The 23,225-nt window shown below is 69.9% G+C and carries 23 protein-coding genes; 5 read left to right on the forward strand and 18 right to left on the reverse strand.

All coding sequences use genetic code 11. The features are described from left to right. From NX1_RS32875 to NX1_RS32885, 3 genes are all read right to left on the reverse strand, one after another. Nucleotides 1–1,030: serine/threonine-protein kinase (locus NX1_RS32875; RefSeq protein WP_157120321.1), on the reverse strand; the 1,030-nt coding region annotated here is incomplete at its 3' end. A gap of 168 nt (nt 1,031–1,198) precedes the next feature. After that, on the reverse strand, nt 1,199–2,947 hold the full coding sequence (locus NX1_RS32880; RefSeq protein WP_068068388.1) for a penicillin-binding transpeptidase domain-containing protein: 1,749 nt from the start codon (nt 2,945–2,947) through the stop codon (nt 1,199–1,201). Between the two features lie 59 nt (nt 2,948–3,006). After that, entirely contained in the window at nt 3,007–3,870 is an 864-nt protein-coding gene (locus NX1_RS32885; RefSeq protein WP_068068391.1) for an arylamine N-acetyltransferase family protein, read from the reverse strand. A gap of 163 nt (nt 3,871–4,033) precedes the next feature. Here NX1_RS32885 and NX1_RS32890 point away from each other — a divergent pair, with 163 nt between their 5' ends. Continuing rightward, nucleotides 4,034–4,528, forward strand: a complete 495-nt coding sequence (locus NX1_RS32890) for a tellurite resistance TerB family protein (protein ID WP_218024218.1) — start codon at nt 4,034–4,036, stop codon at nt 4,526–4,528. Nucleotides 4,529–4,696: 168 nt separating this feature from the next. Then, nucleotides 4,697–5,875, forward strand: coding sequence for a winged helix DNA-binding domain-containing protein (locus NX1_RS32895; RefSeq protein ID WP_068068394.1), 1,179 nt, complete (start codon nt 4,697–4,699; stop codon nt 5,873–5,875). A gap of 275 nt (nt 5,876–6,150) precedes the next feature. On the opposite strand, the gene NX1_RS32900 is transcribed toward NX1_RS32895, so the two are convergent. The 4 genes from NX1_RS32900 to nadA form a co-directional block, all read right to left on the reverse strand. Further along, nucleotides 6,151–6,648 (reverse strand): aminoacyl-tRNA deacylase, encoded by a 498-nt coding sequence (locus tag NX1_RS32900; protein ID WP_068068396.1) that lies wholly within the window; start codon nt 6,646–6,648, stop codon nt 6,151–6,153. A gap of 209 nt (nt 6,649–6,857) precedes the next feature. Next, nucleotides 6,858–7,718 (reverse strand): carboxylating nicotinate-nucleotide diphosphorylase, encoded by an 861-nt coding sequence (nadC, locus tag NX1_RS32905; RefSeq protein WP_068068399.1) that lies wholly within the window; start codon nt 7,716–7,718, stop codon nt 6,858–6,860. Between the two features lie 58 nt (nt 7,719–7,776). Beyond that, complete coding sequence (locus tag NX1_RS32910; RefSeq protein WP_068068402.1) at nt 7,777–9,462, reverse strand: L-aspartate oxidase; 1,686 nt, start codon at nt 9,460–9,462, stop codon at nt 7,777–7,779. Between the two features lie 100 nt (nt 9,463–9,562). Further along, complete coding sequence (nadA, locus tag NX1_RS32915) at nt 9,563–10,606, reverse strand: quinolinate synthase NadA (RefSeq protein ID WP_068068405.1); 1,044 nt, start codon at nt 10,604–10,606, stop codon at nt 9,563–9,565. 76 nt (nt 10,607–10,682) lie between these two features. Here nadA and NX1_RS32920 point away from each other — a divergent pair, with 76 nt between their 5' ends. Together NX1_RS32920 and NX1_RS32925 are read left to right on the forward strand one after the other, a co-directional pair. After that, nucleotides 10,683–11,435 (forward strand): NUDIX hydrolase, encoded by a 753-nt coding sequence (locus NX1_RS32920; protein WP_068068408.1) that lies wholly within the window; start codon nt 10,683–10,685, stop codon nt 11,433–11,435. 175 nt (nt 11,436–11,610) lie between these two features. Then, nucleotides 11,611–11,922 (forward strand): DUF3303 domain-containing protein, encoded by a 312-nt coding sequence (locus NX1_RS32925; RefSeq protein ID WP_068068410.1) that lies wholly within the window; start codon nt 11,611–11,613, stop codon nt 11,920–11,922. A 453-nt stretch (nt 11,923–12,375) separates the two neighbouring features. On the opposite strand, the gene NX1_RS32930 is transcribed toward NX1_RS32925, so the two are convergent. The 4 genes from NX1_RS32930 to bioB all read right to left on the reverse strand — a co-directional run bounded on the left by NX1_RS32930 (nt 12,376) and on the right by bioB (nt 14,920). Continuing rightward, nucleotides 12,376–12,909 (reverse strand): DUF1353 domain-containing protein, encoded by a 534-nt coding sequence (locus tag NX1_RS32930; protein WP_068068413.1) that lies wholly within the window; start codon nt 12,907–12,909, stop codon nt 12,376–12,378. A 92-nt stretch (nt 12,910–13,001) separates the two neighbouring features. Then, a complete protein-coding gene (locus NX1_RS32935) occupies nt 13,002–13,670 on the reverse strand; it encodes a DUF2567 domain-containing protein (protein WP_245668851.1) in 669 nt (222 codons plus the stop codon). Next, nucleotides 13,670–13,897 (reverse strand): biotin synthase auxiliary protein BsaP, encoded by a 228-nt coding sequence (gene bsaP, locus NX1_RS32940; RefSeq protein ID WP_068068416.1) that lies wholly within the window; start codon nt 13,895–13,897, stop codon nt 13,670–13,672. The genes NX1_RS32935 and bsaP overlap by 1 nt, the downstream gene beginning before the upstream one ends. Nucleotides 13,898–13,906: 9 nt before the next feature. Next, nucleotides 13,907–14,920: a biotin synthase BioB gene (gene bioB, locus NX1_RS32945; RefSeq protein ID WP_068068418.1), complete on the reverse strand. Its 1,014-nt coding sequence runs from the start codon at nt 14,918–14,920 to the stop codon at nt 13,907–13,909. A gap of 133 nt (nt 14,921–15,053) precedes the next feature. On the opposite strand from bioB, the gene NX1_RS32950 reads away from it, so the two are divergent. Continuing rightward, nucleotides 15,054–15,635: a TetR/AcrR family transcriptional regulator C-terminal domain-containing protein gene (locus NX1_RS32950; RefSeq protein WP_068068421.1), complete on the forward strand. Its 582-nt coding sequence runs from the start codon at nt 15,054–15,056 to the stop codon at nt 15,633–15,635. A gap of 192 nt (nt 15,636–15,827) precedes the next feature. Here NX1_RS32950 and NX1_RS32955 read toward each other — a convergent pair whose 3' ends face one another. From NX1_RS32955 to NX1_RS32985, 7 genes are all read right to left on the reverse strand, one after another. After that, entirely contained in the window at nt 15,828–17,078 is a 1,251-nt protein-coding gene (locus NX1_RS32955) for an MFS transporter (protein WP_084501941.1), read from the reverse strand. 118 nt (nt 17,079–17,196) lie between these two features. After that, the gene (locus NX1_RS32960; RefSeq protein WP_068068424.1) at nt 17,197–18,549 is read right to left on the reverse strand and encodes an LLM class flavin-dependent oxidoreductase; all 1,353 of its coding nucleotides are present in this window, start codon (nt 18,547–18,549) and stop codon (nt 17,197–17,199) included. Continuing rightward, nucleotides 18,546–19,328, reverse strand: coding sequence for an ABC transporter ATP-binding protein (locus NX1_RS32965; RefSeq protein WP_174555555.1), 783 nt, complete (start codon nt 19,326–19,328; stop codon nt 18,546–18,548). Before NX1_RS32965 ends, NX1_RS32960 begins: the two co-directional genes overlap by 4 nt. Beyond that, nucleotides 19,304–20,167 carry an ABC transporter permease gene (locus tag NX1_RS32970; RefSeq protein WP_068068427.1) on the reverse strand — a complete coding sequence of 288 codons (864 nt, stop codon included), beginning with the start codon at nt 20,165–20,167 and terminating at the stop codon, nt 19,304–19,306. Before NX1_RS32970 ends, NX1_RS32965 begins: the two co-directional genes overlap by 25 nt. Then, complete coding sequence (locus tag NX1_RS32975) at nt 20,167–21,258, reverse strand: ABC transporter substrate-binding protein (RefSeq protein WP_084501942.1); 1,092 nt, start codon at nt 21,256–21,258, stop codon at nt 20,167–20,169. Before NX1_RS32975 ends, NX1_RS32970 begins: the two co-directional genes overlap by 1 nt. Before the next feature lie 66 nt (nt 21,259–21,324). Beyond that, entirely contained in the window at nt 21,325–22,491 is a 1,167-nt protein-coding gene (locus NX1_RS32980; protein WP_068068430.1) for an alpha/beta fold hydrolase, read from the reverse strand. 220 nt (nt 22,492–22,711) lie between these two features. Continuing rightward, nucleotides 22,712–23,225, reverse strand: a 514-nt coding sequence (locus NX1_RS32985) for an SRPBCC domain-containing protein (RefSeq protein WP_245668853.1), incomplete at its 5' end; no start/stop codon positions are given.

The following is a 23,225-nucleotide window of genomic DNA, read 5'->3' on the forward strand; positions in this document are numbered from 1 at the left end:
TGTTCGGGTGCGCGGCGGCGTGCTGCGGCGGCGGCAGCGGGCGTGCGTGCCGTTCGGTCGGTTGGTAGGTGGGCTGTGGCACCGGGTTGCGCAGCGCGCGCGTCGCCGCGTCCGAGGCGGACTGGCGCGCGAAAGCCTCACTGGCCGGGACGAATCCGGCGGGCACCGCGGCGGAGTCGGCGAAGGCGGCCAGAGTGTCGCGCGCGACGCGCATGCTCGGCCGTTCCTCGGGATTCGGGTTCAGCAGCGCGAGCAGGAAGTCGGTGGCCTGCCCAGCGTTTCGGGGCTCGCTGACCTGACCGTTGGCCGCGGCGTAGAGCACCGCGAGCGGATTCGCGCTCGCGCCGTAGGGCGGTTCGCCCTCCAGCGCGTGAAAGAGCGTGGCGCCCAAAGAGAACACGTCGGCGGCCGGGGTCGGGTCAGCGCCGCGGGCCACCTCGGGCGCGAGGTAGGCGGCGGTGCCGCAGATCAGGCCGGTCTCGGTGAGCGTGACATCGCCCGCGGCGCGGGAGATGCCGAAGTCGGTGATCTTGACCGTGCCGTGGTCGTCGAGCAATATGTTGCCCGGCTTCACGTCGCGGTGCACGATGCTCGCCTGGTGCGCGGCGATCAGCGCCGAGGCGACCTGCTCGCCGATCCGCGCGACCTGGGTCAACGGCAACGTGCCCTGCGCGGACAGCACCGCGGCGAGGCTGCGCGACTTCAGGTACTCCATCACCAGGCACGGGTCGCCCTCGTGCTCGGTGATGTCGAACACCACGATCGCGTTCGGGTGCTGGAACCGCGCCGCGTTGCGGGCCTCGCGGATCGCGCGCTGGCGCGTGACTTCGCGTTCGGCCTCCGGCAGGCTGGCTTTAATGTGGATCTGCTTGATCGCCACGGAACGCCGGAGTCGCTCGTCGGTGGCACGCCAGACGACACCTGTGCCGCCGCTACCAATCCGCTCGACCAGGCGGTAATGCTCCGCGATCAACTGACCGGTATCGATGGCGCCTACTCCGAACCTTCTCGAAATCGTGACATCCCGCATATTGACCGCTTACGGCGGTCCGCCGACGAGTGTAGCGGGCGCACGAAGCGCGGTCCGCGCCAGCCGGGATATATCCGCCGCCCAAATCACCGGAACCGGTCGACGGGGCGAATGCCGCGCGAACGGCGCGGCGGCGGAGGGGCGTGTGTGGTGCGAGAACGCCGAAAATCACCGTGCCGCGCGCAACATCCGGCCCGCGGCGTCCACCGCGGGAGCCGAGCTGCCCGCGTCGCTGACGAACACCGCGAACGCCAGATCGCCATCGATTCCTACGAACCAGCCGTGCGCGTGGGTGTCGTCGATGTACTCCGCGGTGCCTGTCTTGCCGAGCAGCCCGGAAATGTCGCGCAACTGGGTTGCAGTGCCGCCGGTGACGGTCTCGCGCATCATTCCTTCGAGCTGGTCGTCGACCGCACCGGGCAGCGGCTCCGGCTGCCGGTCGGCCACTCCGGGACTGCCGTGCACGATGACGGGCGCGGGCGCCGAACCGCGCGCGATGGAGGCGGCCACCAACGCCATCCCGAACGGCGATGCCGTCACCTGCCCTTGACCGATGCTCGACTCGACGCGCTCGGCGGGGGTGTCGGCGGTCGGCACCTTGCCGGTGACCGTGGTGAGACCGGGCGTGACGTAATCGATCCCGAGGCCGAGTTGCGCGGCCGCCTTCGTCAGCCCGTCCGGCGGCAGCTTCACGCCCAGCATGGCCATGGTGGTGTTGCAGGAGCGGGCGAAGGCGGTATGCAGCGGCACCTGCCCGAGGTCGAACTTGTCGTCGTTGGGGATTCGCCTGCCCTCGATGTCCGCGGTGCCCGGACACGGGAGCACGCTGTCCGGCGTCGCGTCGCCTGCCTGGAGCGCGGCCGAGACGGTCACCGTCTTGAAAGTCGAACCCGGCGGGTAGAGGCCGGTCAGCGCGATCGGCCCCTGCGCGTCGGCGGCGGCGTTCTGCGCCACGGCCAGCACGTTGCCGGTGGACGGTTGCAGCGCGACGATCGCGGCGGGCTCCCCGATCGGGGCGAGGGCGTCCTCGGCGGCGCGCTGTAATCCGACGTCGAGCGTGGTGGCGATGTCGGTGGTCTGGCGCGGGTCCTGGCCCGCGATCCGTTCGGTGCCGGTGGGCGTCTTGGCCCGCACGGCCCAGCCCGCCGCCGCGTCGGCGTTCTGCTGCCACAGATCGGCGAGGCCGGAAAGGGTCGGCGATGACAGTGCCTTGTCGGTGGTCAGCAGCCGGGTCTGCGGGGCGAGCGTGACGCCGGGCAGCGCGGCCAGCGCGTCGTTGATCGGGGCGATGTCGGCGGCGCGCAGCGTGATCGCGGTGACCGGTTCGCCCTGCGCGGCAGCGAGTTCCGACTGCAAGGACTGCGCGGTGACGCCCGGCGCGAGCGGGGCGACCAACGCCGCGACGGCCGCCGTGTCCGCGCCGGGCGCGAGATTCACCAGCGTGACGATCTGCTGGGTCATCAGGTCGCCGCCCGCGCCGTCGAGGACGCGCGCGGGTTTGGCATAGGCGGGTCCATAGGTCAGCGGGCCCGCGGCGAGACCGGGCGCCACGGTGGCCGGATCCCAGCGGATCTTCCAGTCGCCGTTCCCGGTCGCCTCGCCGACGCTGGTGTAGCTCCACTCGTCCTTGCCGTCCTTGCCGAGCCGCCAGGTGGCAGCCAGCGTGAACTTGTTCCCGTCGGTCGAGCGGACCTCGAAGGCGACGTTCTTGCCGAGGCCGTCGTAGAGCTGGTTCAGCGTGTCGGCGGCCTTGCCGGGATCGTCGGTCAGCGCGGCGGCCGCGGCGACGTCGTCGCTGTTCAGCGCGGCGGCGAACTGCCCGGCCACGGTGTCCGGCTGTTCCGGCCCCGAACCGCACGCGGCCAGGGCGAGCAGCGGTGCCGCGGACAGAACCAGGAGCTTCCGGTGAGTGCGCACCCCGCCGACGGTACCGAAATCGTCCGTCGGCGCGGCGTATCAGCGAGCCGGTGTCGCGCTCAGCGGTCGAGCCAGGGCGCGGAGCTCACCGCGGTGGCGTCGGCCTCGTCGAGTTCGATGTCGAAGACCTCGGACAGGATCTTGGGCAGTTCGCTCGGCTCCAGTTCGCGGGTCTCGCTCGATCCGTCGGGACGTTCGGTGATCAGCTTCAGGCCGTCGAGAACGTGGTGCACGTCGGGCTGGAAACGCTGGACGAACGGGCGAGCGGTGAACGGCGAACGCGGCGAGGTGGACACGAAGTGGTTGCCCACCTCGAAATCGATCCGGTACTGCGGTTCGGTCGTGAAGGTGTAGCGGTCGATCCAGCCGTCGCGCGCGAACTGGTGCAGCACCCACAGGTCGGTGTCCAGCTCCCCCGCCCTGCGTTCCAGCCGGAATCGCCACTGGCCCAGGGAGAATTCGCCCTCCCGCTCGACGAGTTCGTAGGGCTCGAGCGGACCGGAGCCGAATCCGACGTCGCAGATCCAAACGCGCTCGTCGTCCGCCGTGGTCACGCGCAGCAGGGCGTGCGTCGCGGGGCGTAATCCGCCGGACCCCATGGTCACCCGGGCGCTGAGCCCGGTCACGCCGAATCCGAGCCTTTCCAGCGCGGCGGCGAACAGTCCGACGTTCTCGTAGCAGTAGCCGCCGCGGCGACCGCGCACCAGCTTGTCCTGCAGGGTGACCAGATCGAGCGGGATCGGGCGGCCGAGCACCGGCTCCAGATTCTCGAACGGAATGGAAGTGGTGTGCAGACGGACGAGTTCGCGCAGGGTCGCGAGGGTGGGGGCGCGTTCACCGTCGAAGCCGATCCGCGCCAGGTAGGCGTCCAGATCCAGGTCCGCTCCGTTCCAGTGGTAAGCCGGGTCAGCTGGCTTGCTCATCTCACGCCTCTCTCGTCGGTGTCTCGTCCGAACAACTGGATCGAGGCGAAAACTGTTCCGGGGTCCGGGCGGCGCGGAGTCTGCTACGGTGCCGATCGTTCCAGTCGGAGTTCGGCGTCGCGCGGGTCCGCGGCGGCCGGGCCCTCTTTTCGGGAGTTCGCCCATGTCCTTCATCAACAAGCTGATCTCCAACGCGCACACCGTCAATCGGCTGATGGACCTGGTGGACAAGGCGCCGCAGTGGCGAAAGCAGTTGCTGGCCAAGAAGAACGAGCTGCGCGGCGGCTCGTTCCGCGACGCGGCGATGGGCATGTGCGCGCTGGTCGCGACCGCCGACGGGACCATCGATCCGGACGAGCGGATGCGGGTGGCTGGGCTTATCTGCGCCGATCCCGTGTTGAACAACTTCCCCGCCGACGAGCTGCGCGCGCTCTTCGACGACAACTGCCACCGGATCACCACCGACCCGGCCTTCGGCCGCGCCCACGTCGTGCAACAGATCGCCAAGGCGGCGGGCAAGCAAACCGAGGCCGAGGCCGTGGTGCAGATCGGCATCATGATCGGCAATGCCGACGGGTCCTTCGACCAGGCCGAGGTCGCGGCGGTACGGGATGCCTGCCAGACGCTGCGGGTGGATCCGAGCCGTTTCGGGCTCTGACGCGCCATCCCCGCCGGATCGCGGATCGGCACCCCTAGCGCGAGGGTCGAAGCAGCCTGTGCGCGGTCGGAATCGGCGTTGAGCCGCGCGACGCTGTCACCGATCGAGCCCGCTGTCTCGATTGTCGTCGCGGCTCCGGGTGTCGGAGGCGGCGGCTAGTATTCGCCTATGCGTTCGATCGATGCCGCCGAGCGGCGCGCGCGACTGGGGGTGCGGCACCGGCTCGCGGGCGCGCACCGCACCGACGATGTCACGGATATCACCAGGTCACTGGTTGTTTTGCACGCCACGGATCCGGCGACGGTTTTCCTCTCCCTCGGCGCGCGCAGCCACCGCGCGACACCCGCCGACGTAGAGCGGGAACTGTACGAGCACCGGACGCTGCTGCGCATGCTGGCGATGCGCCGGACGATGTTCGTCGCGCCCGTCGAGCTGGTTCCGGTGCTCCAGGCGTCGTGCGCGAACGCGTTGGCGGACAAGCAGCGCCGCACCTATGGACGCTTCCTCGAGCAGGCAGGCCTCGGTGACGGCGACGTCGCGGGCTGGTGGGCCGAGGTCGAAGAGGAGACCCATCGGGCGCTGCTGGCCCGCGGCGCGGCCACCGGCGCGCAACTCGGCAAGGACGTGCCTCGGCTGCGAACCCAGGTGAATCCCGCACCGGACAAGGCGTATTCGAAGCCGATCAACATCACCACCTGGGTGCTGGTCACCCTGGGCTGCGAAGGCCGCATCGTGCGCGGGCGACCCAACGGCAGCTGGGGCAGCAGCCAGTATCTGTGGTCGCCGGTGGAATCCTGGCTGCCCGACGGCGTCGTGGAACTGCCCGCCGACGAGGCGCGCGCCGAACTGGTGCGCCAGTGGCTGGCCGCCTTCGGCCCTGCCCCGCTCACCGACCTCAAATGGTGGACCGGCTGGACTCTCGCCGAGGTCCGCAAGGCGCTGGCTCGCCTCGACGTCGCCGAGGTCGACCTGGACGGCTCACCCGGCCTCGTCCTCGCCGACGACCTCGAACCCGTTGCCGCGCCCGAGGATTGGGCCGCCTTCCTGCCCGCCCTCGACCCGACCCCGATGGGCTGGCAGTCCCGCGACTGGTACCTCGGTCCGCACGCCCCGGCCCTGTTCGACCGCAACGGCAACATCGGCCCCACCATCTGGTGGAACGGCCGCATCGTCGGCGGCTGGGCCCAGCGCAAAGACGGCGAGATCGTCTGGCGACTCCTGGAAGACATCGGTTCGGAAGCCGAATCCCGCATCGAAGCCGAAGCCGCCCGCACCACCACTTGGTTCGCCGACGTCCGCACCATCCCCCGCTTCCGCACGCCCCTGGAACGCGAACTCACCACCTGACACGGCATTACGCGCGCCCTCCACACGCCTCGCACAGGCTGCACCAAACGCTGCTGTGCCGACTCAGCGGATACCAGATCAGCCCCGGAACGACCACGCACGCCTTTCATACGCCTCGCACAGCGTCTATGCCCTGCGAGGCGTGCAAAAACTCCGCGACGATGCCTGGTACCAGGCATGCTTGGCGGGCGGACGCGCACCTGCCCGCGGACGCTGGTCTCCCCGGCAGACCCAGGTCGAGAACACCCGCGCCGGTGCGGCTGCTCGACCCCCGCTCAGATCGCGGCTTCCTCGGTGCTGCTCTTTCCGCTCTTCGAGAAGTGCGCCTTCTCCGCCTGCTCCATCAAACGCAGGAACTGATCCGTGCGCAGGTGGACCAGCGCCTCGTGATCGCCCGCCTCGAAGTAGACGTCGGGCACCGTGGTGAGGCTTTCGTCCATCAGCGTCCGCACGCCGTACGCGGTGCAGACGGCCGGGATCGCACCGACCTCGCAGTCCTTGAAGACGTCGCGGAGCTCGGACTCCTTGGCCAGCACCAGATGCCGTCCGGTCTGTGACCAGAGTTTCGACAGGCGCAGGTGATGGGTGGATGGCAGCACCGCGCCGACGTAGCCCTGCTCGTCCTCGAGCACGATCGTCTTGGCGAGACGATCACCGGGGATGTTGGCCACCGACGCGGTATGGGCGCTGGTGTAGCTGTGCGGATGACGCACGACTTCGAATTCGACGCCTGCTTCGCGCAGGCATGCTTCCACCGTCGATGACATGGACATTGCGGACCTCCACTCGTTAGCCGGCGCGCCACCGTGTCCCGGTGACGATGGACAGTCGGATGACAGCGTCAAGCCGTCCTACGAAACAGTCTGCGCTTTTTGCCGACAAATGCCGACCCCTCATCTCGATCGGATCACCGCCGAGAACCAGGCCGGACGCGCCTTGATGGCCCCCGCCGACCGAGGCGTCATCGCCTCGGCCGCGATGCTCACATGTCCAGCCCCAGATCCAGCACCCGCACCGAATGGGTCAGCGCGCCGACGGCGAGATAGTCCACGCCGGTACGCGCGTAATCCGCCGCCATCTCCAGGCTGAGCCCGCCGGAGGACTCGAGCTTGGTCTCCGGCGCGACGGCATTGCGCCGCTGCACGGCGGCCTGGGTCTGCCAGAGCGGAAAGTTGTCCAGCAGGACCAGTTCCACGTTCTCGGCGAGCACGGCGTCGAGCTGTTCCAGGCTGTCGACCTCCACCTCGCACGGCACGTCGGGAGCAAGTTCGCGCACCGCGCGCAGCGCGTCGACCACCGAACCCGCCGCGACGACGTGGTTGTCCTTGATCAGCGCCGCGTCGCCGAGACCCATCCGGTGGTTCACGCCGCCGCCGACCCGGACCGCGTACTTCTGCAGGCCGCGCAGGCCGGGCAGCGTCTTGCGGCTGTCCCTGATCCGGCAACCGGTGCCATCGACCTCGTCGACCCAGGCCGCGGTGGCGGTCGCGATGCCGGACAGGTGGCACAGCAGGTTCAGCATGGTGCGCTCGGCGGTCAGCAGCCCACGGGTCGGCGCGACCACGCCGAGCACGACGTCGCCCGCGTGCACCCGGGTCCCGTCGGCCACCCGCTCGGTGACCTCGTAGGCGTCCGGTCCGATCACCTCGTCGAGCACGAGCAGCCCCACGTCGATGCCGGCTACGGTGCCCGGCTGCCGGGACACCACCGACGCCTTCACCGCCGCCTCGGCGGGCACCGTCGCCATCGTGGTGACGTCGGGTCCGTAGCGCAGGTCTTCGTCCAGCGCGGTGCGAATGAGCGCGAGCACCTCGTCGCGCTCGAGTGCGGCGTCCAGCGCCATCAGCGCACTCCTCCTCTGTCGGCCCGCGGCGAACGCGAGCGGAAGTCGATATCGGGCATCACGGCACCGCCACGCTCAGCGCCGGGGCCTCGGGATCGTCGGCGAGGCGGGAGGCCAGCGGCTCCCCCTCTGGCGAACCGCCCACCAGGAACACATCCGGGCGCCCGTCGGCGTCCAAGCGGATCGGAATGCTATGCCGCAGAGCCTCGTCCGGCTCGGGGTGATCGGATCGCGTATGGCACCCGCGGCTTTCGGTGCGGGCCGCCGCGGCGAGCAGCAGCACCCGGGCGGTGAGCGTCAGCGCGCCGTCCTCCAGTTCCGCGATCCGGCGGGCGGCCAGATCGTCGGGCGCGGGCGGCACGACGGTCCCGGCATCGGCGAACCGGCTCGACATGCCGCGCAGGACCGCGCGTTCCAGCGTCGCCGCCGCACCCGCGAGCCCGTCCCTGTCCCGCACCACCGCGGCATGCGCGGTCATGACCTGTTGCAGCGCGGCGCGCGGAGCCCGCGGCATGGTTCGCGGTCGCACGTCGGTGACCTCCGCGGGCGCGCCGAGGCGCTCCACGGCCGCCGCGCCCGCCCGCTCGCCGACGACGAGGCCTTCGAGCAAGCTGTTGGACGCCAACCGATTCGCGCCGTGCAACCCGGTCCGCGCCACCTCGCCCGCGGCGTACAGCCCCGGCACGCCGGTGCGGCCGTGCGGATCGGTGACCACGCCGCCGCACTGGTAGTGCGCCGCGGGCGCGACGGGAATCAGGCTTGTCTGCGGATCGATGCCCGCAGCGAGGCAGGACGCGGTGATCGTCGGAAAGCGCTGGGCGAAACCGGCGATCGCGCGGGCGTCGAGGAAGACGTGATCGGTGCCGAGCTCGCGCATCCGCGCGGCGATGGCGCGGGAGACGACGTCGCGCGGCGCGAGATCGCCGCGCGGATGCACGCCCGCTGTCACCGAATTGCCCTCTGCGTCCACCAGAGTCGCGCCCTCGCCGCGCACCGCCTCGCTGATCAGCGGCCGTCGGCCGAGCCCGCCCGGTGTGTACAGCACCGTCGGATGGAACTGCACGAATTCCAAGTCGGCGACGGCCGCGCCCGCCCACAGCGCAAGCGCGATGCCGTCGGCGGTCGCGCCAGGCGGGTTGGTGCTCAGCGCGTAGAGCTGGCCGAGCCCGCCGGTGGCGAGCAGCATGGCCGGGGTGTGCACCACGCCGAAACCCTTGTCCGACACCGCGATCACGCCCTGCACCCCGCTCGGCCCGGTGACCACCTCGCAGGCCGCCGCACCGAAGATCACCGGAAGACCCGCCGCGTTGAGCGCGCGCTGCACCTCGGCGCCGGTCGCGTCGCCGCCCGCGTGGATGATGCGGCGCGTGCTGTGTCCGCCCTCCCTGGTGCGCGAGATCTGACCGTCACGGCCCAGATCGAACACCGCGCCGAGGTCGGTGAGCGCCGCGACCGCCGCCTGCCCGCCCTCGACGATCGCGCGCACCGCGGTCGTCTCGCACAGTCCGGCGCCCGCCTCCATCGTGTCCCGCACGTGCGACTCGATCGAATCACCGTGCGGCGCGACGACCGCGATGCCGCCCTGCGCGTACTGGGTGGAGGTGTCGATCGGCCCGCCCTTGCTGAGCGTGAGCACCCGCAACCCGCGCAGTGACGCGGTGCGCGCCGCCGTCAGTCCGGCGACGCCGCCGCCGACCACCACCAGGTCGGCCGAGGCCTCCCACTCGATTACCGGAGCATTCATCTCCGCCAGCCTCTCGTTCCGAGCCCGGGCGCGGAGACCACCGCGCCCGCCGAAGTCACGCGACGGCGCTACGCGGCCGCCGCATGCCGACGGCGTCGGCTCATTCGCCGCCGCCCGGGTTGCCGATCGCGATCATTCGCTGCACCGAATTGCGGCCGAGCGCAGCGGTTTCCGGATCCACGTGCACCTCGTCGGCGCCCTCGACCAGGCAGCGCAGCAGCGCGGCGGGGGTGATCATCTTCATGTACTTGCAGGAGGCGCGGTCGTTGACGGCCTGGAAGTCGATGCCGGGGGCGGCCTTGCGCAGCTGGTGCAGCATGCCGACCTCCGTGGCGACCAGGACCTGGCTCGACTTGGCGGCCTTGGCGGCGTCGATCATGCCGCCGGTGGACAGGATGTGCACCCGGTCGGCCGGGAACGCGCCCTCGCCCGCGAGGTAGAGCGCCGAGGTGGCGCAACCGCACTCGGGGTGCACGAACAGCTCGGCGTCCGGGTGGCTGCGCGCCTGCTCGGTGAGCTCGTCGCCGTTGATGCCCGCGTGCACGTGGCATTCGCCCGCCCAGATGTGCATGTTCTCGCGGCCGGTGACCCGCTTGACGTGCGCGCCGAGGAACTGGTCCGGCAGGAACAGCACCTCGCGGTCGGCGTCGATGGAGGCGACCACGTCGACGGCGTTGGACGAGGTGCAGCAGATGTCGGTGAGCGCCTTCACCTCGGCGGTGGTGTTCACGTAGGACACCACGACCGCGTTCGGGTGCTCGGCCTTCCACGCGCGCAGCTCGGCGGCGCTGATCGAGTCCGCCAGCGAGCAGCCGGCGCGCTGGTCCGGGATCAGCACGGTCTTCTCCGGGCTGAGGATCTTCGCGGTCTCGGCCATGAAGTGGACGCCGCAGAACACGATGGTGTCCTCGGGGGCCTCGGCCGCGATCCGCGAGAGCGCCAGCGAGTCGCCGACGTGATCGGCCACGTCCTGAATCTCGGGCAGCTGGTAGTTGTGCGCGAGAATGGTCGCGTTGCGTTCCCTCGCCAGACGCTTGACCTCCTGAGCCCACTCGGGCGTCGCCGCGACACCCGCGTAGCCGGACGGTCCGTCGAATACCTGCCCCATCAGCGGAGGCGCCAGCTTCGCACCCGTCGTCGCCATGATGGCTCCCTTCCTCGTGCGTCCGGCAACACCGCCGATTCACACCAAACCAGGTTTTCGTCTTACAATCGAAAACGTGCACCATAGTAGCACCATCCACGAATCGCTCACCGCGGTGTTCCAGGTTCGCCGCTTCCCCACCGGTAAAACGGCTGGCCAGGGCGTCGCGAGCGGCGTATCGGGCCCGTGCCCGCCCGACCGGCGCACCGAGCTGGCCGTGTTGCTGTGGGAGCGTGCGCTCGACCCGCAGAAGGGCACTTGGTCGCTGCCCGGCGGACGGCTGGGCGACGACGAGGACCTGGACGCCTCCGCGCGCAGACAGCTCGCCGAGAAGGTCGACGTGCGGGAGCTGACCCACCTCGAGCAGCTCTCGGTCTTCAGCGACCCCGTCCGCGTGCCCGGTCCGCGCCGGATCGCTTCGGCGTACCTCGGGCTGGTCCCGCTGACCGCCGAGCCGGAACTGCCCGGCGACACCGCATGGCATCCGGTCTCCGCGCTGCCCGCCATGTCCTTCGACCACGGCACGGTCGTCGAGCACGCGCGCACCCGGCTGGCCGCCAAACTCTCCTACACCAACATCGCCTTCGCGCTCGCCCCATCGACCTTCACCATGTCGACACTGCGCGAAATCTACTGCGCGGCACTGGGTTACGACGTGGACACCACAAACCTCCAGCGCGTACTCGCGCGGCGCAAGGTGATCACGCCCACCGGCGCCACCGCCGCCCCCGGCCGCGCCGGCGGCCGCCCCGCCGCCGTCTACCGCTTCACCGACTCCGGCCTCCGCGTCACCGACGAATTCGCCGCCCTCCGCCCCCGCGCCGAATGAACACCCTCGCCGGACGTCACTCGCCGCGCCGGAAACCGACGCCCGCACCCTGTCTTCGCTTCGAGGATTAGTGCCGCACGACTCGGCCGACAGCGCCCTGGCGACGTGTGGTTTGTCCTGCTCGGCCGCGGGTATCCGCAGCGGACCAACTTCGGTACATCCTTAGGAGGCTGTAATGAAGTACGTGGTTTCCTGGACCTACCGCTGGAATAGCTCCGCGACCGAGAACGAGGCGAGCATGCGGCGCGCGTTGGAAGTGTTCGCGAATTGGAAGCCGTCCGCCGGCATGACATACCACCAATTCGTCGGCCGGCTCGATGGCAGGGGCGGATTCGCGGTAGTCGAGACCGACGATCCGATGGAGCTGGCCGACGGTCCGAGCAAGTTCGGCTTCGTCGCGGATTACGAGATCTATCCTGTCGTCGAGATCGCCTCGGCCGCACAAGCTTTCCAGGAGGGGGCGGACTTCAGGGCGTCCATCGGCTGAACCCGGCAATCGGCCCCGAGTTCGGCGGCGGCGGTCACACGACCGCCGCCGCAGTACGAATTGTGGTCGCGCCGCGGCAGCGTGCCGGTATCGCATCGGTTCAGAACACCCCGATTCCCCCGCGGGACGAAGTCCGAGCCTCGTTCGAAAGCCGATTCACGCGTCGTGGGAACGGTTTCGGTGTTTCGGGGTGCGGCGGTAGCGCTGTTTGCCCGGAATGGGTTGGGCCGCGTTGGAGCGGCGGAGTTCGTGGCGGCGGCGCCAAGCGGTGAGATCCGGGCGTTCCGAAGGTGTTCGGGACGGGTCGGATTGCGTCGTGGTGTGCGGATGGGCGTGCATGGACGTTCACCTCCTCCCCTTGGTTCGCCCGTTTGCTTGCCGGGCCACGGTAGCGGCCGGGAGCGGACCGCTCCACCGATTTTCCGGCACGACGGCGGGCGGCTCGAAGTCCCTTCAGGCCGTTTTCATCTGGGGTGTCGGGGGCGGTACGGCGATGTGGGCGACGAGGCGGCCCGCGACCCAGAACGCCAGCTCCACCAACCAGAAGAACCACAGGGACAGCGTCACCACGACGACCGGTATCGCGAGGAAGAGCACCGAGGGCACCGCGACGAGCAGGAACAAGGCGAACTCGCGCGCGTTCGCGCCCGCCAGCCGGTTCGCCAAGCGCACCGCGGCCCACATCATCCAGCAGCGCGGCACCGAGACGCCGAATTCCCGCAGGCAGCGCCGGAACAGGCCGTCGGCGTCGGCGGTGCTCACCTCGTGCGAGTGCAGCAAATAGTCGTGCAGGATGGCGGCGCGGGTGTAGGCGCCGTAGCGGGGAATAAGCCAGACCAGGGCGCGCGGCACCGACGCGAAATCAGTGCGGAAGCCGGCAGGCACGGTGAACTCCTGCACGTCACCCTGATAAACGAGCGGCTCCGACAACCGCCAGAACTTCGCGTCGATCTCCTCGACGACCGGACCACCACCGATGAACGCCACGCCCCGTTCCTCTCCGAACGCAACGGTTTTCCACCATTTTACGTGGTAGAGGCACGAAAACAGGTCCGCGAAGGCAACGGTTGGGCGACGGGTCAGCGAGCCGGACGCGACACGGATCCCGACCCGTCCCCGGTCGCCGGATCGTAACCGCCGTAGACACTTCCGTACGGCGCGCGCGGCACGGCGGCGTCGAACCCGATCGGCTCGAACTCCGCCGGCCGCCGGTAACGACCGAATGCGCTGCCGTAGCCGGTGCCGAGATCCTCGGACGGATTGAGCGCCGCGAGGAACAACAGCACCAGCGAGGCGACAAGCGGCTGCACGATGAACGCGAGCGCGGTGCCGACTTGCGTTGGCAGCTCGACGATCTGGCCCACCGGCGGGTCATCCGGGCGCGGATGCAGCGACTCGGCGACCGACTCCCCCACCCACGCCATCGAATACGCGCCGATCAGCGAGCCGGACAGCAGCCCGACCTGGAGCAGCGGACCGCGCATGGTGCGCAGCCGCCAGGCCGCCACGGCGGTGAGCAAGCCGGTCACCGCGCCCGCGCAGACGAACAGCGCGACCGCGTCGAACTGGTGCGTGCTCTCACCGGTCAGCGGCGCGCCGCGTCCGGGCTCGGTGACCAGTAGTTGCTCGGTCGGCGCCAGCCAACCCCACAGCACGCCGACGAGCGCGCTGCACACCGCCACCGCCGCCAGGACGAGCAGCGCCGCTCCCGCCTCGCTCCGGACGCCGTCCGCCCGCACCGCCGCCACTAGCGGTGTTCCAGACTCTTCGAGTCGATCACGCCGTGCCGCGAGCACTTGGCCCACCAGCCGTCGGGACTCACCTGCACGATCATGCGGCGCCCGCACTGCTCGCAGAATCGCGGCGGCTCGAGGCCCAACGCGGCTGCCGTCGGCACCGCGTCGTCGAGACCCGGCACGATCCGTTTGCCGGTGAACGGGTTGTAGCGCTCGTCCATATCCATGACAGTACTCATGGCCGGGCCCTACAGCGTTTCGTTGAGCGCCTTGATCGGCATCTTCAGTTCGCCGAGCAGATCGAGGTCCGCCTCGGCGGGACGGCCGAGCGTGGTCAGGTAGTTGCCGACGATGACGGCGTTGATGCCGCCGAGGATGCCCTGCTTGGCACCGAGATCGCCGAGGGTGATCTCACGGCCGCCCGCGAAGCGGAGGATGGTGCGCGGCAGCGCGAGCCGGAACGCGGCGACGGCGCGCAGCGCGTCGGCGGCGGGCAGCACCTCGAGGTCGCCGAACGGGGTGCCGGGACGCGGGTTCAGGAAGTTCAGCGGAACCTCGTCGGGCTCCAATTCGGCCAGCTGCGCGGCGAATTCGGCGCGCTGCTCCAGAGTCTCGCCCATGCCGAGGATGCCGCCGCAGCACACCTCCATGCCCGCCTCGCGCACCATGCGCAGCGTGTCCCAGCGCTCCTCCCAGGTGTGCGTGGTGACGACCTGCGGGAAGTGCGACTTCGCGGTCTCCAGGTTGTGGTTGTAGCGGTGCACGCCCATCGCGGCCAGCTGGTCGACCTGTTCCTGGGTCAGCATGCCCAGCGAGCAGGCGACCTGGATGTCGACCTCGTTGCGGATGGCCTCGACGCCGGCGGCGACCTGAGCCATCAGCCGCTCGTCCGGTCCGCGCACCGCGGCGACGATGCAGAACTCGGTGGCGCCGGTCTTCGCGGTCTGCTTGGCGGCCTCGACCAGGCTCGGGATGTCGAGCCACGCGGCGCGCACGGGCGACTGGAAAAGGCCGGACTGCGAGCAGAAGTGGCAGTCCTCGGGGCAGCCGCCGGTCTTGAGGCTGATGATGCCCTCGACCTCGACCTCGGGGCCGCACCACTTCATGCGCACCTCGTGAGCCAGGGCGAGGAGCTCCTCCAGCCGGTCGTCGCCGAGCCGCAGCACCTCGAGGGTCTGCTCCTGGGTCAGACCCTCGCCGCGCTCGAGCACCTGCTCGCGGGCGATCGCCAAAACATCGGTGTCAACGGGTGCCTGGGTCACTGCACGAATCCCTTCGGCTGGTCTGCCTGTCGGCGACGGCACCTCGCGTTCGAGGTGGCCGTGCAACTTGAACGGTGTTCAGGCTAGGGTAGCGGTAGGAGTGAGTCAAAACACGAACGGGGAAGGAATTCGGGTGCAGCTGCACAGGGCGGACGTGGTCGACGGCGCCATCGCGATTCTCGACCAGTACGGCCTCGCCGACCTGACCATGCGCAGGCTGGCGAGCTCGCTTCAGGTGCAGCCCGGCGCGCTGTACTGGCATTTCCCCAACAAGCAGGCGCTGCTCGGCGCCGTCGCCGACCGCATTCTGGCGCCGATGGAGGATCCGGTGGCCGCCGAGGAGTGGTCGGGCCAGATCACCGAACTCGCGCACCGGCTGCGCGACTGCCTGCTGGCCTACCGCGACGGCGCCGAGCTGGTGTCATCGACCTACGCCTCCCGCCTCACCACGAGCAAGGGCCGCGAACGCCTCGCGAGCGCGGCCATCCGCGCCGGAATGCCGCGCCACGAGGCGGAACTGGCCGCGTTCACCCTGCTGTACTACGTGCTCGGCCAGACCGTCGACGAACAGTCCCGGATGCAGATGGATTCGGCGGGCGCGCTGGCCGACGAGACTCCGATCGACGAGACCCCGGACGCGACAGCCCGATTCGACTTCGGCCTGCAACTGTTCGTCGCGGGCGTGCGCCACCTCCTCGGCAGCCGCGTCCGCTGAACCCGTCCCTCCGGCCGGTCGACGCCAGGACCTTTCCCGGCGAAGTTCGCGGACGCGAGCGATCACCACGATGCCGTATCCGAGGCCGCCGAGCATCTCCCCACAGCGGCCCGGTGACGATGCCGCCTGCCATCGTGGCGTCAGAAGCGATCTGAGAGCGCGCCGAGCTCAGAGCCATTCGCGGTCGCCGGTTCAGGCGGCGGCCGGACCTGTCTCCGGTGGAACCGCACTCGCACGATCGAGGTGACTGTCCGCGCCGATCACCCCTGGGAACCAGCGATACATCGCGACCGCACCCGCCACGGCGGACACCGCGAGAGCGAAGGCCGCCGCGCCGAGCACCGCGACCGAGCTGATCATGCCCACCGCGATGGGCCCGGCGAACATGCCGACATCGTGGGTGAGCCGCCACGCGCCGAGGAATTCGGCGCGCCGGTCCTCCGGCGCGACGTCGGCGCCCACGGTCATGATCAGCCCGTTGCTGATCCCGTTGGCCAGTCCGAGCAGCACCGCCGCGAGGCCCATGGTGAGCGCGGTGCCCGTCCATGGCAGCACGGCGTAGCCGACGGCGAAGCAGATCATCGAGGGCACGCCGGTCGCCCTGCGGCCCCGCCGGTCCAGCCAGACGCCCGCCGGGTACGACATGAGCACGTCCACCGCGCCGGAGACGCCGAAGATGAGACTGGTCGCCGTCGGACTCAGGCCGATGTGCGCGGCCCACAGCGGCAGCAGCGCCTGCCTGGACGCCCGCGCCGCGCCCGTGAGCAACGCCGCGGATCCCAAAGTGCCTAGCAGCCTGCGATTTTCGACGACCACCGAACGCAGCGTGTGCTCGCCGGACGCGGCGTCGTCGACGTCGCGGATCGCGACCATCGCGAACCCCGCGAGCACCGTCGTCGCGCACTGCAACCACAGCGCGCCGTTCGGCCCCATGCTGTGCACCAGACCGGCGCCGAGGAACGGACCGCAAAAGAACCCGAGCCGGTGCGCACCGGCCAGCGTCGACAGCGCCCGGCCGCGGTCGGCGGGCGGCATCACCGCGACGATGTACGTCTGGCGCGCGAGCCCCCACACCGCGCCCGCCGCGCCGTTGAGCAGCATTCCCGCCGACAGCACACCGAGATTCGGCGCGAGGATGGCGGCGAGGATGCCGACCAGTCCGAGCAGCGAACCCAGACCGATCGCACCGCGCTCCCCGATCCGCGCCACGATGCGGCCCGCGGGCAGATCGGTGAGCACCATGCCGAGCCCGCCGAGCGCGACGATCACACCGGCCGAGCCGACCGACGCCCCGAGGTCGAGTGCGCGCAGCGCGTACATGGGCGCGGCCGCACCGGCCCCGGTGCCGTACAACCCCATCGGCACGAACACCGACCACGTGAGGCTGCGCAGGCGCACCGGAGTGTCTGCGAGCGGGGCGTTCTCGATCGCGTTCGCGCTCACCTCCTCGACCGCCGAGGGAACGGCCTTGCGGCAAGACGGTTCTGGATCAGCGGGAGACGAGTCGTCCGCCGCGCGGCGAGGAACGGAACCAGTCGCGAACAGTGACCGTTCGCGCCGCTCACCGGGCCGGCGCCGGGAGTCGGGCGAACTGACTCTCCGGCCGCGCGAGACCGAAGTGGTCGCGCAACGTAGTCCCGGTGTATTCGGCGCGGAACAGGCCGCGCTCCTGCAGAATCGGCACGACGGTCGAGGCGAAGACCTCCAGCCCGCCCGGGTAGTACGGCGGCATCACATTGAAACCGTCCGCGGCGCCGGTGCGGAACCATTCCTCGATGGTGTCGGCGACCTGTTCGGGAGTGCCCGCGAAGACCCGATGTCCGCGCGCGCCCGCCAACCGGTGCAGCAGCCCGCGCAGCGTCGGACGGTCGCGCTGCACGATGCCCGCGACCACCTGCAGCCGGGAACGCTCGTTGTCGGTGACGTCGCCCGCGCCGTCGAACTCCTCGGCCGGAACGAGATCGTCCAGCGATAGGTGCCGCAGGCTCTTGCCCACGATGCTCTCCAGCTGGGCCAGACCGTATTCCGGCACGGTGAGCTCGTTGAACTCACGCTCCAGCCGCTTGGCCTCGGCCTCGGTGTCGCCGATGAAAGGGCTGATGCCGGGCAGGATCTTGACCTGATCGGCGTCGCGGCCGAATTCCTTCGCCTTGGCCTTGATGTCGGTGTAGAAGGCCTGTGCGTCGGTCAGCCGCTGATGCGCGGTGAAGATGGCCTCGGCGTAGCGGCCCGCGAAGGACCGGCCCTCGTTGGACGCGCCCGCCTGCACCAGCACCGGGTACCCCTGCGGCGTGCGCGCCGAGTTGAACGGCCCACGCACTTTGAGGTATTCGCCCTCGAAGTCGATGCGATGGATCTTGTCCGGATCGGCGTAGCGGCCCTCGACCTGGTCGAGCAGGATCGCGTCGTCCTCCCAGCTGTCCCACAGCGCGACCACGGCGTCGACGAATTCCCGTGCGCGGGCATAGCGTTCGGCGTGGTCGGGGTGCCGGTCGAGGCCGAAGTTGGCCGCCGCCACGTCGGTTCCGGTGGTGACGATGTTCCAGCCGGCACGCCCGCCCGAGATGTGGTCGAGGCTGGAGAACAGCCTGGCCAGGTTGTACGGCTCGTAGTACGTGGTGGACGCGGTCGCGATCAGGCCGAGATGCGTTGTGGCCGCGGCGATCGCGGTGAGCAGCGTGATCGGTTCCAGACCGGGCGCCGCGTTGTGCGCGACGTTGGTGCGCAGCGCGGGCCCGTCCGCGAAGAAGACCGCGTCGAGTTTCGCGGCCTCGGCGGTGCGGCCGATCTCCTGGTAGTAGGTGACGTCGTAGATGCGGTCGGGACGGCTCTGGGGGTGCCGCCAGGCCGCCTCGTGGTGACCGGACGGATAGATGAACGCGTTGAGGCTCAGCTGCCTCGGTCGCTCGGTCATGAGGCTCGCTTCTCTTCCTCGCGAAGATGGCGTGCGGCCGCGTCACCGGCCGCGCTGACAAGGGGATCGACGCCGAGTCCGGCCAGCAGCCGCTCGCGCGCCGTGCTGAACTCCGGATCGCTGTGGCGGCGCGGACGTTCCAGATCGATGCGCAGATCGATGGCGATGCGGCCCTCGTCGAGGACGAGCACCCGGTCGGCGAGCAACACGGCCTCGTCGACATCGTGGGTGACCAGCAGCACCGCCGGCTTGTGCTTGGCGCACAGTTCCTGCAGCAGCGCGTGCATCCGAATCCTGGTCAGCGCGTCCAGCGCGCCGAACGGTTCGTCCGCGAGCAGCAGCTCGGGTTCGCGCACCAACGAGCGGGCCAGTGCCACCCGCTGCTGTTCACCGCCGGAAAGCTCCTTGGGCCAGGCCTTTTCCCGACCGGCGAGACCGACCTCGGCGAGCGCCGCGCGGCCGCGCTCGGCCGATCCCGCGCCGCTCAGGCCGAGCGTCACGTTGTCGAGCACCCGCACCCACGGCAGCAAGCGCGAATCCTGGAACACCACGGCGCGTTCCGATGGCACGGAGAGATCGCCGGAACCCGGTACATCGTTGTCCAATTCGGCCAGCGCGCGCAGCAGGGTGCTCTTGCCCGAGCCGCTGCGGCCGAGCAGCGCGACGAACTCGCCGCGTGCGATGTCGAGGTCGATGCCGCGCAGCACCACTCGGTCGCCGAAGCCGCGGCTCAGACCGCGGGCGCGGACCACGTTCAGTCCGCGAGTGTCTGACGCCATGCCAGCGCCCTCCTTTCCAGCGCGCGCACGGCGATGTCGCCGAACAGTCCGAGCAGGCCGTAGATCACCAGACCGACCACGATGACGTCGATCTGGCCGTAGGTGCGCGCCTGCGTCATCAGGTAGCCGATGCCGCTGGTGGCGTTGACCTGCTCGACCACGACCAGCGCGAGCCACGAGATCGTCACGGCCAGACGCAATCCGATGAAGAAGCCGGGCAGCGAACCGGGCAATGCGATGCGGCGGATGAAGCCCACGCGCGAAAGCTGCACCGTCTCTGCGAGTTCCACATAGCGAGCGTCCACACTGCGCAGGTGGGCGTGCGTGTTGATGTACACCGGGACGAGCACGCTGGTGGTGATGACGATGAGCTTCATCTCCTCGCCGATGCCGAACCAGACGATGAACAGCGGGATCAGCGCCAGCGTCGGAATCGCGCGCTTGATCTGAACCGGTCCGTCCAGCAACGCTTCTCCGACGCGGCTCAACCCGGCGGCCAGCGCGAGCAGCACGCCGATGACCACGCCGAGACCGAGGCCGATGGCCGCGCGCTGCACCGAGGTCAGCAGGTTGGACTGCAAGCGTCCGTCGGCGATCAGGTCACCCGCGGACCGCGCGACCGTCCACGGTGCGGGCAGTGTCTCCGGATCGATGGCGCCGGCGGCGGATCCGATCACCCACGCCGCCACCAGTAACGTCGGTCCGAGGGCGATGCCGAACGGAATCGGCTTGCCGGGTCCGAGCCTGCGGCGCGTCACCTTGCCCCTGGCCTGAAGTTCGGCGGGCGCGGCGCCCGTCCTGCCGAATCGGCCGAGAACGCCGGCGTCCAGGGTCGCCATCACCGCTCCTTCGGTTCGTGCGAGGCGCCGGATTCGGTGACCGCGCGCGTCGCGACGGCGTCGTAGCGCAGGTCGAAACCGTTCGCGGCGCTGACTTTCTTGGGCAGTTCGCCCGCGGCGGCGATGGCGTCGATCGTGGACTGCTGCCGAGCGACGAGCTGTTGGTCGAGGTGCGGGAAGGTGTAGGTGCCGAGCGATTCCACGATGCGCCGTGCGTCGTCCGGGCTGACCTTCTGGTTCTCCACGTAGTACTTCTGGGCCCACTCCTCGCGATGGGTGTTCACCCACTGGTAGGCGCGGATGTAGGCCCCGACGAGCGCACCGACCGCCGCCGACTTGGCCGGATCCTGCGTCACCGCGCGCCGCGCGTACAGGTAGGCCAGGCCGCCGTAGATGCCCGCGGTCTGCGAGTCCGGGATCAGCGAGGTGCCCGGCGTGCGCAGCAGCCGGGTGACGTTCGGCTCGATAAGCGGGGCGATGTCGACCTGGCCGGTGCGCACCGCGTCCAGGAACTCGGCCAGCTGCAACCGGACCAGCTGCACGTCGCCGGTCTTCAGCCCCGCCTTGTCCAGCGCGCGCAACACCGCGGCCTGCTGCGCGGTGCCCTCGGCGTAGGCGATCTTCTTACCCTTCAGATCCGCCAGCGTGGTGACGGTGCGGCCGGGCGCGACCCCCAATTTCAATGCGGCGGGACTTGTTTGCTGCGCGCCGACGATCGGCACGTCCTGGCCGGCGGCCAGCGCGTGGATCGGCGGCACGTCGCCGACCGGCGCCACATCGGCGGCGCCGGCGCGGAACGCCTCCAGAATGGCCGGCCCGCCGACGAAATTGGCGAACTCCACCTGGAACGGCAGCTTGGCCAGTTCACCGGACGCGCGCAGCACGCTCTGCAGGCGCTCCTGCTGATCGGCGACAACCAGCTTGGTGCCCGCGGGCACCTCGGTCGCCAGCGGCGTGTTCGCGGTGTCGACGACCGGTGTGTCGTCCTTCGCGCAACCGGTCAGCCCGAAGGTCGCAGCGGTCGCCAAGACGAGCAAAGCGGCGGTGGTGCGGCCATGGAGGCCGGGCAGGAACGTACTCGGTCGAAACATACCGGGTAGTCAAGCAGGACGAAACGAGCCCGAAAACGGTTAACGGCAGCGTGATTCGAACCGGTGTCAACGCGGCGCCGCGGCGCTGCGCACCCCGCGCACCTGATCCAGATACCGCTGCACGAACGGCAGCACCTGCTGGTCGATCACCTTGTTGTACTCCTCGGGCGCCTGTCGCGGGTTGGCGTGGCCGGCGCCGCGCGGCAGCACCACCAGCAGGCTGCCGTCCACTCCGCCCACCCGTTCGATCAGCACCTGGTGCGAGTACTCGACATCGACGACGCGGTCCCGTTCGGCGTCGCGCGGCCGGATGTAGACGATGGCCGGGCGCGGCTTGCCGTTCACCGGGCGGGAGAGGGCGCGCAGATTGTCGACGGCGCCGCCGCCGACGATGGCAAGGAACTGGGATTCGATCAGACCGTTGCTCGCCGCATTGCGCGACATCACCTTCTCGGTCGCTACTTCCGTGACCACGTCCCTCAGTTCGCCGAACCGGATCGTGGGCACAGGATCGGCGGCGTGATCGACGAACCGGTCCCGCCGCGCGTAGGTCTCCACGGCCATCCGCAGCGCGCGGCTCTCGCGCGCTCCCGGCAGCCATCCCATCCAGCGCAGCATGTCCTCGCCGCGTCCACGGCTCTCCGGGCGCACCGCGTTCAAATCGACGGGCGTGCAGTCGAGTAGTACGCCGGCCAGCCGCCGATCGCTGTCCACGTGGATGTGCTCGCCGACCTCGAGCGCGATCACTCCGCCCATACTGTGCCCGACCAGCACGATGTTCCGCACGCCAGACATCTGGGCGGCGCGGACCACCAGATCGGCGATCACCTTGCTGTCGATGCCCTGATTGTCGTATTTGATGGCCCAGACCACGCCCATCCGCCGCAGCGCGGGCAGCGCGGACGCCGTGTCGGAGGCGTTCAATCCGCCGAGACCGACCAGGTCGACGACCGCGGTGTCCCAGTTCTCCTCTCGCGCGGGAGTCGCCACGGGCAGCAGCGCGGGCTCGGTCAGCGCGAGTCTGGCGCGCTCAGGGGCGACATCGTGCACCCAGTACTGGGTGAACACGATGAGTACGAGTATCAGCAGTGCGGCGACCCGCAGAAGTGCCAACCTGGTGCGGCGCAACGTCGTCCACCGGTGCCCGAGGCGGGTCTCCCGGAGTCGAGCCTTACGTCGCGCATCATCCCAGTCGGTGACGGTGGACGGGTGCCGATCGTCCAACGGCGACATTCCTTCACGGTAACGACGGATGTGGACGGCTGCCACGTGGTCGCCGTGTTGGCGGACGGCCCTGGCCGACCTCTCGGCCGCTTCGCGAGCAGTCGCAGCGATGGAACATGCTGCGGCGCTGTCGAATCGAGCTCCCGATGAGTGAGCCCCTGTGCGAACCACGTACAGCGCCCGACCCGCGCGCCAGAATGTCGAGCCGGGCGTGTCGGTCTCCGTCCGCTCAGTCGAGCCTGCCGGTCTCCGCGAGCGTGGCGAGTTTGGCGAGCGCGAGGCGCCAGCCGAGTTCGTTGTCTTCCGGTTTCACCGCGCTCGGCACGCCCTCGTGGATCGCCACGAGATCGGTTCCGCCGTCCTCCGCGTCGGAAAGTGTGATGGCGACGGTCATCTCGCCGCGGGCGGCCGGATCGTCGGTCTCGAATTCGAGCATTTCCACGACCTGTTCGCCCGGAATCAAGGTGACGAAGCGCCCCTGATAGGTGTCGGACTGCGCGGTGGTCTTGCCGGTGTCGGTCGGATCGTCGTAGGCGAGGGTGATGCGGAAACAACCGCCCTCGCGCGGCTCGAATGCGTGGACGTGGCTGGTCATCCCGGTGGGCACCCGCCATTTCGCGACCGCTTCGGCATCCAGCAGCAGCCCGTAGACGGTCGTCCGTGGCGCGCGAATGTGTTTGCCGATCCTGGTGCTGGACATGGCACCACGGTAGCCCGATCCGCCCACACTGGAGCTACGTAAA

The sequence above is a fragment of the Nocardia xishanensis NBRC 101358 genome (genome assembly GCF_001613365.1).
In the GTDB taxonomy this organism is placed as follows: Bacteria; Actinomycetota; Actinomycetes; order Mycobacteriales; family Mycobacteriaceae; genus Nocardia; species Nocardia xishanensis.

Coding starts and splice junctions, on each gene's coding strand:
- NX1_RS32970 (WP_068068427.1), bottom strand. CDS start 20,167: ATGGCGACCCTGGACGCCGGCGTTCTCGGCCGATTCGGCAGGACGGGC.
- NX1_RS32910 (WP_068068402.1), bottom strand. CDS start 9,462: ATGAATGCTCCGGTAATCGAGTGGGAGGCCTCGGCCGACCTGGTGGTG.
- NX1_RS32980 (WP_068068430.1), bottom strand. CDS start 22,491: ATGTCGCCGTTGGACGATCGGCACCCGTCCACCGTCACCGACTGGGAT.
- NX1_RS32885 (WP_068068391.1), bottom strand. CDS start 3,870: ATGAGCAAGCCAGCTGACCCGGCTTACCACTGGAACGGAGCGGACCTG.
- NX1_RS32925 (WP_068068410.1), top strand. CDS start 11,611: ATGAAGTACGTGGTTTCCTGGACCTACCGCTGGAATAGCTCCGCGACC.
- NX1_RS32895 (WP_068068394.1), top strand. CDS start 4,697: ATGCGTTCGATCGATGCCGCCGAGCGGCGCGCGCGACTGGGGGTGCGG.
- NX1_RS32890 (WP_218024218.1), top strand. CDS start 4,034: ATGTCCTTCATCAACAAGCTGATCTCCAACGCGCACACCGTCAATCGG.
- NX1_RS32965 (WP_174555555.1), bottom strand. CDS start 19,328: ATGGCGTCAGACACTCGCGGACTGAACGTGGTCCGCGCCCGCGGTCTG.
- NX1_RS32960 (WP_068068424.1), bottom strand. CDS start 18,549: ATGACCGAGCGACCGAGGCAGCTGAGCCTCAACGCGTTCATCTATCCG.
- nadC (WP_068068399.1), bottom strand. CDS start 7,718: ATGGCGCTGGACGCCGCACTCGAGCGCGACGAGGTGCTCGCGCTCATT.
- nadA (WP_068068405.1), bottom strand. CDS start 10,606: ATGGCGACGACGGGTGCGAAGCTGGCGCCTCCGCTGATGGGGCAGGTA.
- bsaP (WP_068068416.1), bottom strand. CDS start 13,897: ATGAGTACTGTCATGGATATGGACGAGCGCTACAACCCGTTCACCGGC.
- NX1_RS32900 (WP_068068396.1), bottom strand. CDS start 6,648: ATGTCCATGTCATCGACGGTGGAAGCATGCCTGCGCGAAGCAGGCGTC.
- NX1_RS32975 (WP_084501942.1), bottom strand. CDS start 21,258: ATGTTTCGACCGAGTACGTTCCTGCCCGGCCTCCATGGCCGCACCACC.